This is a genomic window from Rufibacter sp. JT3400010 (genome assembly GCF_054956755.1).
This window is the reverse complement of the sequence record NZ_JBUDXA010000006.1, coordinates 206,300-223,078: the sequence shown is the minus strand read 5'-3', so window position 1 is coordinate 223,078 and position 16,779 is coordinate 206,300. Positions and strand designations below refer to the sequence as shown.

Genomic DNA, 16,779 nt, shown 5'->3' with positions numbered 1-16,779 from the left:
ATCACTACTTCCGGTACGCAGGTTTTGATTAGCCCATACATTTTCAGAATCTTTGCAGTTTCACCTGCCGCAATGTTGGCGTAATTCTTCATCCTTGGATATCCTGTACCTGTGCCTGTTCGCTTTTCTGGCAGGTTTGATTGACTCTGTAGTAGGCGGCGGCGGATTGATCCAGTTGCCGGCTTTGTTTGTGTTCTTACCCCACGTGCCCGTTCCCACGGTTTTCGGTACGGGGAAGCTGTCCAGTATTGCCGGAACATCGGTTTCTATGTGGCGCTACTCCAGAAACGTAGAGATCAACTGGCGCGCGTTGTTGCCTGCCGCCATAACGGCCTTCGTGTTTTCGTTTCTGGGAGCCCGGGCGCTCAGCCATTTTGATACCGCCCTGCTGCGTCCCTTGATTCTGGTGCTCCTGATTTCAGTGGCGGTGTACACGTTCTTCCGAAAAGACTTCGGGGCTATTCATGCTCCTAAACTGCCGCAAACCAAAGAAATCTGGTACGGGGTAGGTGTGGGGCTGGTCATTGGTTTCTATGATGGGTTCTTCGGCCCCGGTACCGGCTCTTTTCTCATGTTCATCTTTGTAGGCATTTTTGGGTTTAACTTTCTGGCGGCCTCGGCCTCAGCCAAAGTGGTGAATGTGGCCACCAATCTGTCGGCCTTGTTATACTTCGGCTACAAAGGCTATATTTTGTATCACATAGGTATTCCCATGGCCATCAGCAGCGTGATTGGGTCCATGGTGGGTACCCGCATTGCGCTCGTCAAAGGCTCCGGCTTTGTCCGGAAGTTGTTTCTGGTAGTGGTCACGTGTATTATCCTCAAATTCGCCTACGACACCTTTCAATAAACTTCTGTTTACAGCCTGTTTTAAGGGAAACTGGCCAGAAATAGGTGCAGGATTCTGCGTACTACACTGTAAACATGCTCCAAGATGTAGTCTTCCCTTGGAAGCTTGTGCGTGGGTTAGTGATTCAAACTATTTCACAGTTATGAACCAAAACTATTTTACTTACCTGTTTTATGAAGGGAGCTTTCTCTAAATTCTTACTAGTGGCTTTTCTGATGGCCGGGATTTTGCTGACTACTCCAGCCGCGCATGCACAAACGAATAGTGACGTGATTAAAGCTGGCCAAAAAGATGTGAGTACCATGATCAAGGCCTATGTGGAACCGGGAGGAATAGCCGTGGGGCATGCCCTCAACGGTGGTTGGTTTACTTCTGGAAAAGCCATGGGACTGGGTAGGTTTGAGGTACGTGTTTTTGCTACGGCTGTATTTGCACAAGAAGATCAAACCACCTTTGACATTTCAAAGCTGGATTTGGAAACCATCACACTTTCTCCGGGCGAATCTCCTATTGCCCCCACTATTTTTGGCGACAAGGAAGAAGGGCCGCAAATGGAAATCCAGACGAGCGCGGCGGGTGAAAAAGTAACCTTTAGAACTCCCCCCGGAATTGGTTTCCGCAATGTCCCCATTCCAATGGCACAGGCAAGTCTCGGCCTTATAAAGGACACGGAAGTAGCGCTAAGGTTTATTCCTAAGACTGAATACGAAGACTATTCAGTTAAACTGTGGGGACTTGGGGTGAAGCACGGCCTCAAACAATGGATTCCGGTGATCAACGCTATTCCGGGTTTTGACATTGCCGCTTTTGGTGGATATACCCAAGCCGAAACCACCGCTGGTTTTGAAGTCGCCCCAGATCCTACTGCCTCCAGGTCTTCCCAGCAGCAACAGGATGGTTATTATGAAGACCAACATCTGGTTTTCACCACCAAAGCCTGGACCGCTAGTCTGGTGGTTTCTAAAACATTAAGTGTGATCACGGCCTATGGCGGTTTGAAGTACAGCCACACAACCACTGATGTACATGTGAACGGACGCATCCCCCTCACTTCTTTTCGGGCTACGCCTCCCAATAAGTATATTCAGGATGTGGTCAATCCTGTTGCCTTGAACGTTAAGGACGGCCAGGTTGGACTAACCGCCGGGGTTCGCCTCAAACTATTGTTCTTCTCTCTATATGGAGAAGGAACGTTGGCCAAATATCCCTCAGCTACTGCAGGAGTTGGGTTTGGGTTCAATTAACAGTTTAAGTAAAACAGATAAGAAACAGGAAGCCCTCCGTCAGTTCACTGACGGAGGGCTTCCTGTTTTCACGGTGTTTAAGCCTCAGAGTAGCCACATTATAGATTTTATCTTTAAGATGTGGCTTGTTAATTATTCAAATAAGCTTTTGTAAGCATATAGAAGAAAACTTGTTGGAATTTTAAATTATTGAGAACATAGTTGATGATTTGTTATAAAAAAGGATGTATTGTATGATTTTAATTTTAAGATTGAATAATTCTGATGTTGTTAAAAGGCCCATTGTACGGGTTTGTGGAAAATAAGGTTCAAAATATTGCTAAAAACATTATGTTAAGAATTTGTTAATATGGCTATTAGGTTTATATTTGGTTATCAATCAATAATATCTACAAACAAACAAACTCAAACCACATGAAGAAAACTTTACTATTCAGCTTCGTTTTGCTGCTGGCGCTTGTATCACAGGCGTGGGCGCAAACACGAACTGTAACAGGACGAGTGACGGACGCACAAACAGGAGAGGGGATGCCTGGTGTGACCGTTCAACTCAGAGGAAGCACTACTGCATCACCTACTGATGTTAATGGTGCTTATTCGATCAACGTGCCCAGTGCTGGCGGAACCTTAGTGTTCTCTTTTATTGGGTATTCAAACCAAGAAGTTGCCATTGGCAGCCAATCTACTATTAACGTACGGTTAGCATCTGATGCCCGCCAAATTTCTGAGGTAGTTGTTACAGGTTATGGTGTGCAGGAAAAGCGCGAAGTAACCGGGTCCATTGCTCAGGTAAGTGGGGCATCTATCCAGAACCAACCTATTGCTTCACTGGATAAAGCTTTGCAAGGTAGAGCTGCCGGGGTAGTGGTACAATCTAGCACAGGTATACCGGGGGGAGCTATCAATGTGCAAATACGTGGGGTAGGCTCTGTGAACGGTGGTACCCAGCCGTTGTACATTGTAGATGGAGTACAAATCAATACTGCCGCCGCTCGGTCAGGGGTGACATCTGCCAATCCATTGGCGGGAATCAATACCAATGACATTGAGTCTATTGAAGTAATCAAAGATGCAGCAACAGCGGCTGTGTATGGTTCTCAAGCGGCAAACGGGGTCGTAATTATCACAACTAAAAAAGGGAAAGCCGGTAGAACCACCTTCATGGCGAACTATTATACTGGCTTTGCAGACAAATTGAAGAAATTCAATGTGTTGAATTCACAGCAATACTTTGCTTTAAGAACAGAGGCTGTAACAAATGCTAACAATCCTGCTGGTGCCAGAACTACAGTGTTGAATGAAATTGGTCTTCCTGCTACTGCTACTGATGCTGAGATTGCCGCCTTGCCAACATATGACTGGCAGAATGAAGCTTTTGGGAGAGGGGTTGTAAACAATTATGAACTTTCTGCAAGAGGTGGAAACGAAAAGACGACATTTTATTTATCAGGTGCTTATCAAAAACAGTCTGCTATCTTGACCAAGGCTGATTTCCAAAGAGCAAGTGCGCGACTAAATTTAGACCATGCCGCCACAGATAAACTAAGCTTTTCAACAACTTTGAATTTAAGTAGCGTTAGCCAGGAGGCTCCGTTTGCGGTGTCTGGTTCTACTTTGGGTAACCCTGCTTTCGCTAGTAGCTTAATTCTTCCAAGTAACCCTGTTAGAAATGAAGACGGTACCTTTTTCGGGGTGCCTGGAAGTGGGCAGGTGTTTAGAGGCATCTTGAACCAGAACGTGGCAGCAGTAAATGAATTTAACTCAGGTTCACAAAACACAACTGGATTATTGGGTTCATTTGCTGCAACTTATAAAATATTGCCTGGCTTAACTTTCAGATCTAGCTATAGCTTAGATTATAACAGTGTAAATGGGGAGCAATATCGTGATCCAAGGACTCCTGATGGGTTTGCTGTAAACGGAAGAGGTTTTAAAACAGTTGACTGGCTGACAAACTTCCAAACTGTTCAATTGTTGACTTTTGGAAGAACCTTTGCCGAAGTGCACAAAGTTGAGGCCCAAACTGGTTTAGAGTATAGAAAAGATACCCGTAGCAACACATTTACTAACGTATCTGGGTTTCCTACGCCAGAATTCAGAACACTGGGTAGTGCCGGTACACTTGTAAGTGTTGGAGAAGGCTTTACCGGATATAAGAGAGCTGGTGCCTTTGGTTCAATCAACTATGTTTTCAACGGAAAATATACGCTAAGAGCCATTATGTCATACAACGGTTCTTCCCGCTTTGGTAAAGATACGCAGTATGGATTCTTCCCTGGCGTAGCAGCAGCCTGGAATGTGGCTGATGAGAGCTTTATGGAGGAAGTGGACTGGGTATCTTCCTTGAAACTGAGAGCAAGCTGGGGTAAAAACGGCCGTGATGGTATCGGTAACTTTGATGCCAGAGCTCTTTATGGTAATGCTGGCCTTTATGCAGGAGCCTTGGGTATTGCCCAGACTAACCTTGCCAACCCTACTCTTCAATGGGAAACTCGTACCATGACAGACGTAGGCTTAGACTTTGCTTTTTTTGACAATAGAGTTTCCGGTACAATTGGTGCCTTCATTGAGAAGAACGATGACCTTTTGTTTAGCTTGCCATTGCAGTTGACTACAGGTTATAGTACAGTAACCGTTAACATTGGTGCTCTAGAGCAAAGAGGAGCTGAATTTGAACTAAACACTATAAACATAGATAAGGGTGGTTTTCAGTGGAGAACAAATTTTAACTACGGTTATGTGAAGAATGAGGTAACCCGTTTGTACAATAATGTGCAAAATACACCTAGCTACTCACTTATTGTAGGGGAAGACTTAGGCGTTATTTACTCATATGAATATGCCGGTGTAAACCCAGCCACAGGAAGACCTATGTGGTATGATAAAGACAATAACCCTACCTATCAAGTTGCCGCGGCAGATCGTAGAGTAATTGGTTCTACCCTTCCTAGACACACAGGCGGCCTTGAAAACACCTTTACTTTCAAAGGTTTTGATCTTTCTGTCTTATTTCAATACCAATATGGCAGAACTCAGTTTGATGGACAGTACGGCTTCTTATCAGAGAATGGTAACAGAACATTCAATAGCTTGACTGATCTCTATGATAGAAGATGGACAACTCCTGGTCAAATTACTGATGTTCCAAGACCGTATAATGGTGGTGCTGAGTCACAAGGAAGTAACCACGCCATTGCCTCTACCCGCAACTACTTCAAGACTGATTACATCCGGTTGAAGAACGCACAACTTGGGTATGATTTCTCTTCTACTTTATTAGCCAAAACAAGAGCATTTACCTCTGCCAGAGTATACGTTCAGGCTACTAATCTTTACACGTATTCAGATTTCCCAGGATATGACCCAGAGTTCTATGGAGAAGCTACCGGTATTATACCGCAGTCTAAGAACGTAACCTTTGGTGTTCAATTAGGATTTTAATTCAACTGATAATGAGAAAATTTTTTATAAATAAGATAGGTGCCGTGGTACTTTCTGCTGGTATCGCGTTTTCTGCGGTCTCGTGCGAAGGTCTATTAGATATTGAGCCTAAAACGGCTATTGATGCTGAAACAGCATTGACTACCGGTGCCGCAGTAAGATCAGCCATTTTGGGGGCGTACACTCCTTTGAAAAACCTTACCATGTATGGTAATAGGTTGATTACTTTGCCAGAGGCTCTTTCAGATAATGGTAGAGCAACAAATAAATCTGGTAGGTTAGTAACAGAGGCCCGGAACGCAATAGGAGCTCATTTTACGCATTGGGGTACGGCTTATGATGCGATCCAACGAATTAACTTAGTGCTTGCAGCACTCCCTACTTTGCAGGACCCAACGGTCACTGCTGATAACAAAGCTGCTTTTGAAGGCGAACTTAAATTTCTTAGAGCTCTGTATCACTTTGATCTGGTTAGATCATATGCCTATATTCCAGGTGCAGTGGTAGAGTCTAAGAACATGGGTGGGGTACCTATTGTAAAGCAAACTTTTAACAGCGGAGCAGAAGCACTAGCTTATTTACCTGCAAGAGACCCAATCAATGACGTATATGATGCTATTTATGCTGATTTAGATGAAGCAGTTGCCAAACTAGGTGCTATTTCCAATGTGGGTAAAGCTTCTAAAGTAGCTGCCCAAGCGCTTTACTCACGAGTGGCTCTTTACAGAAAAGACTACCCTAAAGTAATTGAGATGTCTACCGCGGCAATTGCTGCCAGAGGTAATACCTTGACAACTCCGGCAAACTACGTGGCCAGTTGGAGTGATGCAACTAACCCTGAAACAATATTTCAAGTTGCATTTCAAACACCTGCTGAAAATATTGGGGTAAATGAGTCATTACAAACCTCCTTTACAACCTTGGTTGTTAGAGGAGACCGTTCAAGAACTGGCGGGTTTGGCGACTTGGTTCCTACTCCTACTCTTTTAACTGATTTAGGAATTACTGTTACAAATAATGGTGCTGCCTCTGCGACCATTACTGCTCGTACTTCAGATGTGCGTAATTTGCTTTTTGAGGTAGGAACAAGCGGTAGAGGTAACCCTTGGGTAGAGACCACCAAATTCCTTGGTAAAAACGGTGAGATCAACCTTGATCACATACCTGTAATCCGGATTGCTGAAATGTATCTAAACAGAGCTGAGGCTTATGCCAATACACCTGGGGGACTGGTCTCTGCTTTGGCAGATGTGAATAGAATCAGGACGAACAGGGGGTTGACGGCCAGTGTTGCAGCTACAAGTACTGCTTTAAATACTGAGATTTTATTACAACGTCGTTTGGAATTTGCCTTTGAAGGACATCGGTTCTTTGACCTAAAGCGACTAGGAATGGATATAAATAAACCAGCTTTAGGTACTACTGTTGCCTTTACTGAAGATGTTATATTACCTGGTATTCCTTTAAACGATATTGGTGGCAACCCGAACCTGAAACAAAACAGTGGCTATTAATTGATATTTGACATGAAGAAATTTTTATATCTATTTGCTTTTGCAGCTCTTTTGCTAAATTCTTGCATAGAGAACGAAGAGATTTTATGGGAAGACAGCTTAGTAGAATTTGATGCTGCAACATATAATGCTCGCTCTGTTGTGGGAGGTGTTAGCAAAGATTATACGTTGCTAACACGCAGACCTCAATACGGCAGAAGTGTATTGACAAGTGCAACAGGTGGATTTGCAGCAGACACCTTAATTACCAGAACTTGGGCCGCCACCAATGGTGTCTTTAGATTACGCGTCAATTTGGTAGGTCCTCAAAAAACTGAGGCTCAAACCGTGTCTTATGTGGTTGTGGCAGATGAAAGCACTGCTGTGCAAGGAACGCATTATGGTCCTCTTTCTGGTAATGTAACTATTCCTGCGAACTCTAGCTTTGGTTATGTAGAGATTCCCATCCTGAACCCAGGAGTATCTTCTACAACAGCTGTGCGTTTAGTTCTTGAACTAAGGGGAAATGAAGTATTGCAACCTAGTCCCAAATATGATAGAATAGGTTTAAGCATAAGCCAGCAGTAATCAAATTGGTCTGAATATAAAGCCTCGGGGTCATACCTCGGGGCTTTTTTTATGACAAAGAAGTATTTCTTGTCAAAGTTGAAGACCACGCATATCTGTGTTCTTAGAGCTTAGCCTTAGGGAATAATTTATTCAATCCTATTCCCAAATACATGTGTTTAATTTTTATTATTAATATATTTGCGAATATTTTAATAAGTGTCGAATAATTATAAATTTATTAAATAGTTTAATTTGTGACATTGAAAATTATGAATTAGATAGCTTGAGTTTATGTAAATAAAGAAAAAAGCATTTGGTAGGAAGTTGTTAGTCTTCAAAGTAAGTAGAAATGGTATGTTAAGAGTTTGTTAAGACTATTTAAAAGCTTAAATTAGAGTACCATACAATAAAGTTCTAACAAACAAACCTAAAACACATGAAGAAAACTTTACTATTCAGCTTCGTCTTGATGCTGGCGCTTGTATCACAGGCGTGGGCGCAAAGCCGTACTGTAACTGGACGAGTGACAGACGCAGCCACAGGCGAGGGAATGCCTGGTGTGACAGTGCAACTCAAAGGGACCACTACGGCTGCTCCAACGGACGTAAATGGATCCTACTCAATTCCTGTGCCCAACACGGGCGGAACCTTGGTGTTTTCTTTTATAGGATTTGTGAACCAAGAGGTTGCTGTAGGTAACCAATCTGCGGTAAATGTGCGGTTGGTAGGTGATGCTAAAAGCTTAAATGAAGTTGTTGTAGTAGCCTACGGTACTGCAGATCCTGCAACATTTACCGGATCTGTCGCTCAAATTGGTACAGAGAAGTTAGCACAGAGACCCGTAACGAATATCACCAATGCTATTGCAGGGCAAGCTGCAGGGGTGCAGGTATCTGGTGGATCAGGGCAGCCTGGAGATGGACCTGCTATTCGCATTAGAGGTTTCAGTTCAGTGAACTATTCCAATGACCCACTTTATGTAGTAGATGGTGTCCCTTATACAGCCGGTCTGTCAAATATTAACATGGAAGATGTAGAAAGCATCTCCATTTTGAAAGACGCCGCTTCTACTGCGCTTTATGGTTCGCGTGCCACAAATGGTGTGGTAATGATCACCACCAAAAAGGGAAAGAAAGACCGTATTCAGGTAAATGTAAGAGCTTTGCAAGGGGTTTCCTCCAGAGCAGTGCCTGAGTATGACCGCGTGAATGCATTTGAGTACTATCCATTGATGTGGGAGGCCTACCGCAATAGCTTGGTGCGGGGAACCACCACCAGAGAACAGGCCAGTGCGAAGGCAACTGCTGATATCAAAGGTTTGTTAGGGTATAATCCATTTAATGTGCCAAACAACCAGATTGTCCTTCCTAATGGTACTCTAAATCCAGAAGCGCAGTTGCTATGGGGAGATGATTTGGATTGGGAAGACGCCCTCACACGTGATGCTTCAAGATCTGACTATACTGTAAGCTTTAATGGCGGAGGTGAAAAAAGCGACTATTATGTTTCTCTAGGATACTTGAATGATAAAGGATATCTGCTTAGATCAGACTTCGAGCGATTTTCAGGTCGTATGAACGTCAATAGTAATTTGACTAATTGGTTCAAGGCTGGGGTGAACATGAACTACACTCTTTCAAATTCTAATCAGGCAAGCACGGGTAGTGCTACTGGTTTTGTAAACCCCTTCTTCTTCAGTAGAGGTGTGGGGCCTATATACCCTATTCATCAGCATGACCCTACTACCGGAGCCTATGTTCTTGATGAAAATGGGCAGAGAGTGTATGATTTAGGGGGTTCTTCTCCTACCATGACTCGTCCTGTTTACCCAGGTAGACACATTGTGGCTGAAACTGAATGGAACAACTTCCTTTACAGACGCAATGTGTTAGGTGGTAGAACTTACGGAGAAATCACCTTCCTGAAAGACTTCAAATTGACTGCAAACTTTGCTGTAGACATTACGAACTATGAGCAACAGACGTATGAAAATACCCGAGTAGGGGATGGCGCTCCTGCTGGAAGAGCAGGACGTGAGCTTTATAATCTGACTAGTTTCACAGTAAACCAATTATTAAATTATACCAAGACATTAGGCGGAGTGCATGTCTTTGATGCTTTGTTGGGTCATGAAAACTACAGCAGAAAGTTAGATGATTTAACTGGTTCAAAATCGGGAGAGATTGTCCCAGATAACACGGAACTTCAAAACTTTGGCACTACCAACAGTTTCAATACTTATTCAGAAGAGCATAAGATTGAGTCTTATTTTGGAAGAGCGAACTATACATTTGATGAGAGGTACACCCTTACGGGATCTTACCGGAGAGACGGTTCTTCAAGGTTCTTTAAAGATGTGCGGTGGGGAAGTTTCTGGTCTGTTGGTGCTTCTTGGCGCTTAGACAATGAAACCTTCTTTACTATGCCTAACTGGGTTGATATGGTTAAGTTAAGAGCCTCATACGGTCAGGTTGGTAACGAAAATATTGGAGATTTCTATGCTTGGCAAGCTTTATACACACTAGGTAGAAACAATGCCGCAGAGCCAGGCTTCTCACAATCTACTTTGGGAAACAGAGCACTGGTTTGGGAAAAAAACAACAGCTTTGACGTAGGACTTGAATTTGCTTTGTTCAACAACAGATTAAGTGGTTCACTTGAATACTTCAATAGAGAGTCTGAAGATTTGTTGTTTGAAGTGAAACTTCCGCTCTCTAGTGGGGTGGATAGCAGAATAGAGAATATTGGCGCTATGTATAACCGTGGCATTGAGCTTAGATTAGCTGGTGATGTGATCAAGACAGATAATTTTTCTTGGAACCTAGATGTAAACTGGACCACCTTCAAAAACGAACTGACTAAGCTGCCTTATGAAGAACTGGTGTCTGGCACCAAGAAGTTTAAGGTAGGGGAAGACATGCAGGCTTTCTGGTTGCGGGAGTATTATGGTGTTGATCCAGAGAACGGAAATGCTTTATACAGAGCCATTGCTTATAATGAAACAAACAGTAAAATCATAGGTGCTGATACCGTTACATCTTTGGCTAATAATGCCAGATACCATTATGCCGGTACAGCCATCCCAGACTTCTCTGGTGGTATTACCAACACCTTTACTTATAAAGGCTTTTCTTTATCTGCACTACTTACCTATTCTGTAGGCGGCAAGTTCTATGACAGTGAGTATGCAGGTTTAATGAACCACGGAACTTACGGAAGTGCCATGCACAAAGATATGTTGCAACGGTGGCAGAATCCCGGCGATATGACGAATGTTCCTAGATTGGAAGTAGGTAACACAGCCAACCTTGCTGCGGCATCAGACAGATGGCTGATTGATGCCTCTTATTTGAATTTTAGATCAGTAAGCTTAAACTATAGCATTCCAGCGGCTCTGGTGACAAAAGTAAAGCTACGCAATGCAAGTATTTTTGCTACTGGTGAAAACCTGGCACTCATCTCCAAAAGGAAGGGTATGAACGTCGCACAAAACTTCACGGGTACAACTTCTGCGGTGTATGTGCCTTCCCGAATTTTATCTTTAGGAGTGAATCTTTCTTTATAACTTAATTGAAATGAAAAAGACAATATATAGCGCATTTTTAGCCTGCGTTTTGATTTTTTCTTCTTGCGGAGAAGAGTATCTGGAAACTTCGCCCACCAATGCCGTTACGGAAGCCGATGTTCTTTCTAATACAAAGAATGCGATGGCAGCCTTGAACGGAATACACAGAATGTTGTACTCGCAACACAATGGTCAACAGAACCAGGGTGGAGAGGGGTCTATGAAGATTATGATGGATGCCTTGGGTGATGACTGGGTGCAGACCATAGGCACAAGCTGGTGGTCAGGGGAGCATAACTGGGTAGCCCATAGAAATGCAGCTTCTACTACTACCTACAACCATGCTTGGTATTATTTCTACTATAGAATTATAGCTAATGCCAATATGCTCATCAATGGGCTGGACAATGCCACTGGGTCAGAGACTGAAAAGAAGATGGTGATTGGCGAGGCATTAGTATATAGAGCTTGGGCCCATTTTCAATTGGTACAGGTATTTGGAGAGCGTTATGCGGCTGGTAAAACAAACAGCCAGCTAGGAGTTCCCTTGATGCTTACCAATACTACTGAAGGCCAGCCAAGAGCTACGGTAGAAGAGGTGTATGCGCAAATCAATACTGATCTGGACAATGCCATTGCAATGTTGACCGGGCTTCCTGCCCGTCCGGCAAAGTCTCACTTCAATGCCGCTGTCGCAAAAGGTATCAAAGCAAGGGTGGCTTTAACCATGCAGAACTGGTCTGATGCTGCTAAATTCTCCCAAGCTGCTATTCAGGAAAGCGGGGCTACGTTAATGAGCAGAACACAATATACCAGTGGGTTCAATAATATTGATAACCCTGAATGGATGTGGGGTAGCAAAATGCAGGCTGATCAGACAAACTTTTTCTATTCGTTCTTTGCCTACATGTCTGCTAACTACAGTTCAACTGTTATCAGACAGAATCCGAAGAAAATCAATTCAGTAGTGTATAACCAGATTCCTGCTACCGATGTGCGTAAACTTCTTTGGGATCCAACCGGCGCGAGTATCCCTGCTCCCCCAAGTGGTGTGAAAGCACCGTATGGTAACAAGAAGTTTTTAGTATCTGACACTAACCTGAGTATTGGAGATGTGCCTCATATGCGTTTAGCTGAAATGTATTTGATTCTAGCCGAGGCAGAAGCCAGACAAGGGATTGCTACTGCCGCAGATAACCTTTACAGACTGGTAAGCGCTCGGGATCCTCAATATGTGAAGTCTACTAAAACTGGGCAAGCTCTGGTAGATGAGATTCTCCTACAGCGTAGAAGTGAGTTGTGGGGCGAGGGCTTCCGTTTCTTAGACCTGAAACGTACTAATAGTGCTTTAGATAGAACGGGTGCAAACCACATACCTCAATATTCATGGGTAATTACAGGCGGTAATTTCAGGGTGGAGCCTGGTGCAAAAGAGTGGCAATTCTTATTCCCTCAAGCTGAGATTAACGTGAACAAAGCCATTGTTCAAAACCCGCTCTAATTGCAACAATAGTACTTCCTTAAAGAAAAGAGCCGCCTAATTAGGCGGCTCTTTTCTTTAAGGAAGTACTATTGTTGGAGAGTGTTACGCTAATACCCAATTACTCTGAAAGGCCATAGAGATCTGCAGATGCTGGAGGGGCATAGTGTATGACTCATTTTCGGTCATTGTTGGTGATAACACCAGTAATTCTTTAGGGGCTACTTCCTGGAAACTGCCATCAAACCGAATGGTTCAAAATTTATAATAATTTCACAAGCAACGGTGAAGAGATTTCCCCAAGTATTAGGCACAATTGTTACCCACAAGGCTCCCGTGCATGGTGAGTGGCGCCAATAGGGGGCATAAGTAAAGCCTGCTCGTTGCCATTAGAAGTGTTCCGTTTGAGAATGAAAGTTGCTGACCTCCACAAAAGTTAGAGGGGGTAATGTTATCCATTCACCGCTTCTGAATTACAATTTCTTTTTTTGCCTTATCTTCCCAAAAGAGCATAAAAACGCATTCTGCCAGAACAACAAGGCAAAGCAATGTTAGCGGCTGAGCTTGGTTGTAGTCACCGCATAGAACATACCCGAAAAGTCATGTAAGAAAGGTTGGTTGTCACCAGTTAGATTGTTGCATGGTTCCGCACTTCTGTCAGTCATAGGGTAGAAAAGGCACTTACTTTCAGCAGAGTCATGGGAAGGTGCTGGATGAGAATACCTCTTACAGTGCGGGTAAAGAACCTGAAAACTAATAAGCTCAATATATGGCTACAGTAAATTTATTCCTCTTACGCATTGTAGATGCTTAATGCAGGAATAAAATGAGGATAAAATTTGACAGAATATTTTTAAAGACTAAATTGGGCGATTAAACAATAATTTTTTTCTACAAACAACTTACAAACCACATGAAGAAAGCTTTACTTTTCAGCTTCGTCTTGATGCTGGCGCTTGTATCACAGGCGTGGGCCCAAAGCCGAACTGTAACAGGACGAGTGACTGACGCACAAACAGGCGAGGGAATGCCTGGTGTGACTGTGCAACTCAAAGGAACCACTACGGCTTCTCCAACAGACGTAAACGGATCCTACTCCATCTCGGTACCCAGTGCGGGCGGAACCTTGGTGTTCTCTTTTATTGGATTTACAAACCAAGAAATAGCCATTGGAAATCAAACTACAATTAACGTTAGATTAGCTACTGATGCTGAAAACTTGCAGGAGGTTTTGGTAGTTGGTTACGGAACAACAACTCAACAGTCATTTACAGGTACAGCAAAAACAGTTACTGGAGAGGCTTTAGATAGAAAGAATGTCTCCAACGTTTCTCAGGCATTAGCAGGTGAGGTTGCCGGTGTACGCGTTGTGAACACCAGTGGACAGCCAGGTACAGTTGCCACTGTTCGTATTCGTGGTATAGGTTCTGTGAATGGTAGCCGCGATCCACTATATGTGGTAGATGGTGTACCATTTTCAGGAAGCCTTAACTCTATCAATCCATCTGATATTGAGTCTACTACAGTTTTAAAGGATGCTGCTGCAACTTCTATCTATGGCTCAAGAGGAGCAAACGGCGTAGTGGTAATTACTACAAGAACCGGCAGAGGTAAAAAATCCTATATTGAGGCAGATGCTAACTTTGGAACAAACATGGCTAACCTTCCACGGTACAACACCATTAAGTCTCCTGAGCAGTATATCGCATTAGGATGGGAAGGTATTTACAACCAAGGGGTAGCTGTTGGTAATGCAAACCCTACAAATTATGCTAACACAAGGTTGTTTTCTACTGCTGGCGTTAGACCAGGTTACAACCTTTGGAACGCAGCTAATGGTGCAGCCTTAATTGACCCTACAACTAGAAGTGTAAGAGAAGGTATCACCAGAAAGTATGATCCAGAGAACTGGGAGGATTATGCATTCCAGAATTCTGCCCGTCAGGAGTTTAATCTTAAGTTTGGTGGCTCAAATGGAGGAACAAGCTATTACTCTTCTTTTGGATACCTAGATGATCAAGGTTACTCAATCAATTCATCTTTTGACCGTTTGTCTGCCCGTTTAAATGTAAGACAAGAAATAAGCAAATGGTTGACTGGTACCTTGAACTTCAACTACGCCAGAACTGAAACTAATAATAACGGACAAACTGAAGACTCCGGTAGTATTTTCTGGTTTGTTGATAACATGCCGTCTATCTATCCTTTGTTCATGAGAGACGCCAGTGGTCAGTTGATTACAGATCCAATCTTTGGAGGAAATCAGTTTGACTATGGAACTGCAACTGCCCGTGGCTTTGGTGGGTTAACCAATGCCATTGCTGATGCTACTTATGATACCAACAGAACAAACCGTAATGAATTGAATGGTAACGCAAGTTTAGATTTCAATATCATGGAAGGTTTGACCTTTGAGAACAGATTGGGAGCGCAGTATTATAACAGCAAGTATGTAAACAGAGGGAATAAATTCTATGGTGGTTCGGCTTCTCAAGGCGGAAGTCTCTTCCATCAAGGTACAGAGTTAACTTCTTATAACCTGTTGAATTTACTTAGATATAGTAAGTCTTTTGGTCAGCATAGTATAGAAGCCTTGGCTGCCCATGAGGCTACCAATTGGGAGCGGAATACCTCAACAGCTTCTGGATACGGTCTGGTAGACAACTATGAAGAAGATTTAAGTAATGCAGTTGTTTTTAACCCGTCTAACTCTTACACAGAAGACTACTCCTTGGAAAGCTACTTTGGGCAGGTAAACTATGACCTTGCTAAAAAGTATTTTTTATCAGCTACTATAAGAAGAGATGGTAGTTCAAGATTCCGGGAAGACAAGTGGGGTACTTTCGGCTCAGTTGGAGCAGCATGGTTAATTTCAAGCGAAGACTTCATGAGTTCCCAGACTATTCTGAGCAATTTAAAGCTAAAAGCAAGCTATGGTCTAATCGGAGACCAGGCAGGTGTAGGGTTCTATCCTGGGTATGACTTGTGGGACATAGATCCGCTTAATGATAGACCAGCCTTTGGATTTTCTAGCAAAGGTAATCCTGATCTGACCTGGGAGACTTCTAAAATGTTCCAGACTGGTATCGAATTCGGTATTGGAAAATACCTGACTGGTACATTTGACTATTACATCAAGAATACGGATGCCTTGATTTTTGATGTGAGAGTTGCTCCGTCACAAGGGTATGCTACAATAAAGAGAAATGCCGGTAATTTGAGAAACCAAGGTTTCGAGTTTGACCTTACAGGCCATATTTTACAAGGCAAAGATTACTACTTAGATCTAAGCGTAAATGGTGAAATCTTTGATAACGAGATTACTAAAATGCCACTTAGCGCAGAAACAGGTAGAACTAAGGCTATTGATGTGCAAGCTCCTTACGGATGGTCAGAAGGTCACTCAGTATATGATTTCTACATGAGAGAGTGGGCAGGCGTAGATGCTAAAGACGGTAGAGCTATGTGGAATGTAGTTTACAATGATGTCAACAACAACAACACATTGGATACCGGTGAAGGTATTGGTAACCTGGCTGACTATTTGGATAAGAACCCTAATGTAAGCGAAGGTAGCTTGAAAACAACTACTACCAAGACGTATGCAAATGCAACGCAAAAGTATGTGGGTAAGTCTGCTATTCCAGATGTAAGAGGTGCCTTTAATTTAGGTGGTGGCTTTAAAGGCCTTGAGCTGAATGTTCAATTAATTTACAATTTAGGCGGCTATGCTTACGATTACACCTATGCAGGATTAATGCACAGTGGTGTAGTAGGTAGCAACAACTGGCATCAAGACATTACAAACAGATGGCAGAAAGAAGGAGATATTACTGATGTTCCTCGTCTCTCTAACAACGCAGATGCGAATGTTAACTCCTTATCTACCCGCTTCTTGACTAAGGCTAATTACTTGGCTTTGAACAATGTACGCTTAGGATATAACATTCCTGCTGCTATCACTAGTAGATTTGGTGTTGGTGGACTTTCTGTTTGGGTATCAGGTGATAACCTTTGGATTAACACTGCTCGTGAGGGCTTTAACCCATCTACTGCAGAAGCTGGAGCTTCAGATACGTACCGTTATTCTCCATTATCTACTGTAACAGCTGGATTGAGAGTTAAATTTTAATTTG

Annotated in this window: 8 protein-coding genes; all 8 read left to right on the top strand. The window is 43.1% G+C overall.

The annotated features are described in order from the left end of the window. The first annotated feature begins 94 nt into the window (after positions 1 to 94). The 8 genes from ACY0JR_RS08715 to ACY0JR_RS08680 all read left to right on the top strand — a co-directional run bounded on the left by ACY0JR_RS08715 (position 95) and on the right by ACY0JR_RS08680 (position 16,775). Positions 95 to 850 carry a sulfite exporter TauE/SafE family protein gene (locus ACY0JR_RS08715; RefSeq protein ID WP_462633582.1) on the top strand — a complete coding sequence of 252 codons (756 nt, stop codon included), beginning with the start codon at positions 95 to 97 and terminating at the stop codon, positions 848 to 850. Between the two features lie 173 nt (positions 851 to 1,023). Continuing rightward, positions 1,024 to 2,094, top strand: coding sequence for a DUF6588 family protein (locus ACY0JR_RS08710; protein WP_462633580.1), 1,071 nt, complete (start codon positions 1,024 to 1,026; stop codon positions 2,092 to 2,094). A 414-nt stretch (positions 2,095 to 2,508) separates the two neighbouring features. Further along, complete coding sequence (locus tag ACY0JR_RS08705) at positions 2,509 to 5,535, top strand: SusC/RagA family TonB-linked outer membrane protein (RefSeq protein ID WP_462633578.1); 3,027 nt, start codon at positions 2,509 to 2,511, stop codon at positions 5,533 to 5,535. A gap of 11 nt (positions 5,536 to 5,546) precedes the next feature. After that, the gene (locus ACY0JR_RS08700; protein WP_462633576.1) at positions 5,547 to 7,049 is read left to right on the top strand and encodes a RagB/SusD family nutrient uptake outer membrane protein; all 1,503 of its coding nucleotides are present in this window, start codon (positions 5,547 to 5,549) and stop codon (positions 7,047 to 7,049) included. A gap of 12 nt (positions 7,050 to 7,061) precedes the next feature. Continuing rightward, positions 7,062 to 7,616 (top strand): DUF4843 domain-containing protein, encoded by a 555-nt coding sequence (locus ACY0JR_RS08695; protein WP_462633574.1) that lies wholly within the window; start codon positions 7,062 to 7,064, stop codon positions 7,614 to 7,616. A 418-nt stretch (positions 7,617 to 8,034) separates the two neighbouring features. After that, positions 8,035 to 11,163: a SusC/RagA family TonB-linked outer membrane protein gene (locus ACY0JR_RS08690; protein ID WP_462633573.1), complete on the top strand. Its 3,129-nt coding sequence runs from the start codon at positions 8,035 to 8,037 to the stop codon at positions 11,161 to 11,163. Between the two features lie 10 nt (positions 11,164 to 11,173). Further along, entirely contained in the window at positions 11,174 to 12,664 is a 1,491-nt protein-coding gene (locus ACY0JR_RS08685; RefSeq protein ID WP_462633572.1) for a RagB/SusD family nutrient uptake outer membrane protein, read from the top strand. Between the two features lie 892 nt (positions 12,665 to 13,556). After that, positions 13,557 to 16,775 (top strand): SusC/RagA family TonB-linked outer membrane protein, encoded by a 3,219-nt coding sequence (locus tag ACY0JR_RS08680; RefSeq protein ID WP_462633570.1) that lies wholly within the window; start codon positions 13,557 to 13,559, stop codon positions 16,773 to 16,775. Positions 16,776 to 16,779 lie beyond the last annotated feature (4 nt).

Bases quoted from the DNA above. Each gene is read 5' to 3' on its own strand.
- ACY0JR_RS08710 (WP_462633580.1), top strand. From the start codon at position 1,024: ATGAAGGGAGCTTTCTCTAAATTCTTACTAGTGGCTTTTCTGATGGCC.
- ACY0JR_RS08705 (WP_462633578.1), top strand. From the start codon at position 2,509: ATGAAGAAAACTTTACTATTCAGCTTCGTTTTGCTGCTGGCGCTTGTA.
- ACY0JR_RS08700 (WP_462633576.1), top strand. From the start codon at position 5,547: ATGAGAAAATTTTTTATAAATAAGATAGGTGCCGTGGTACTTTCTGCT.
- ACY0JR_RS08695 (WP_462633574.1), top strand. From the start codon at position 7,062: ATGAAGAAATTTTTATATCTATTTGCTTTTGCAGCTCTTTTGCTAAAT.
- ACY0JR_RS08690 (WP_462633573.1), top strand. From the start codon at position 8,035: ATGAAGAAAACTTTACTATTCAGCTTCGTCTTGATGCTGGCGCTTGTA.
- ACY0JR_RS08685 (WP_462633572.1), top strand. From the start codon at position 11,174: ATGAAAAAGACAATATATAGCGCATTTTTAGCCTGCGTTTTGATTTTT.
- ACY0JR_RS08680 (WP_462633570.1), top strand. From the start codon at position 13,557: ATGAAGAAAGCTTTACTTTTCAGCTTCGTCTTGATGCTGGCGCTTGTA.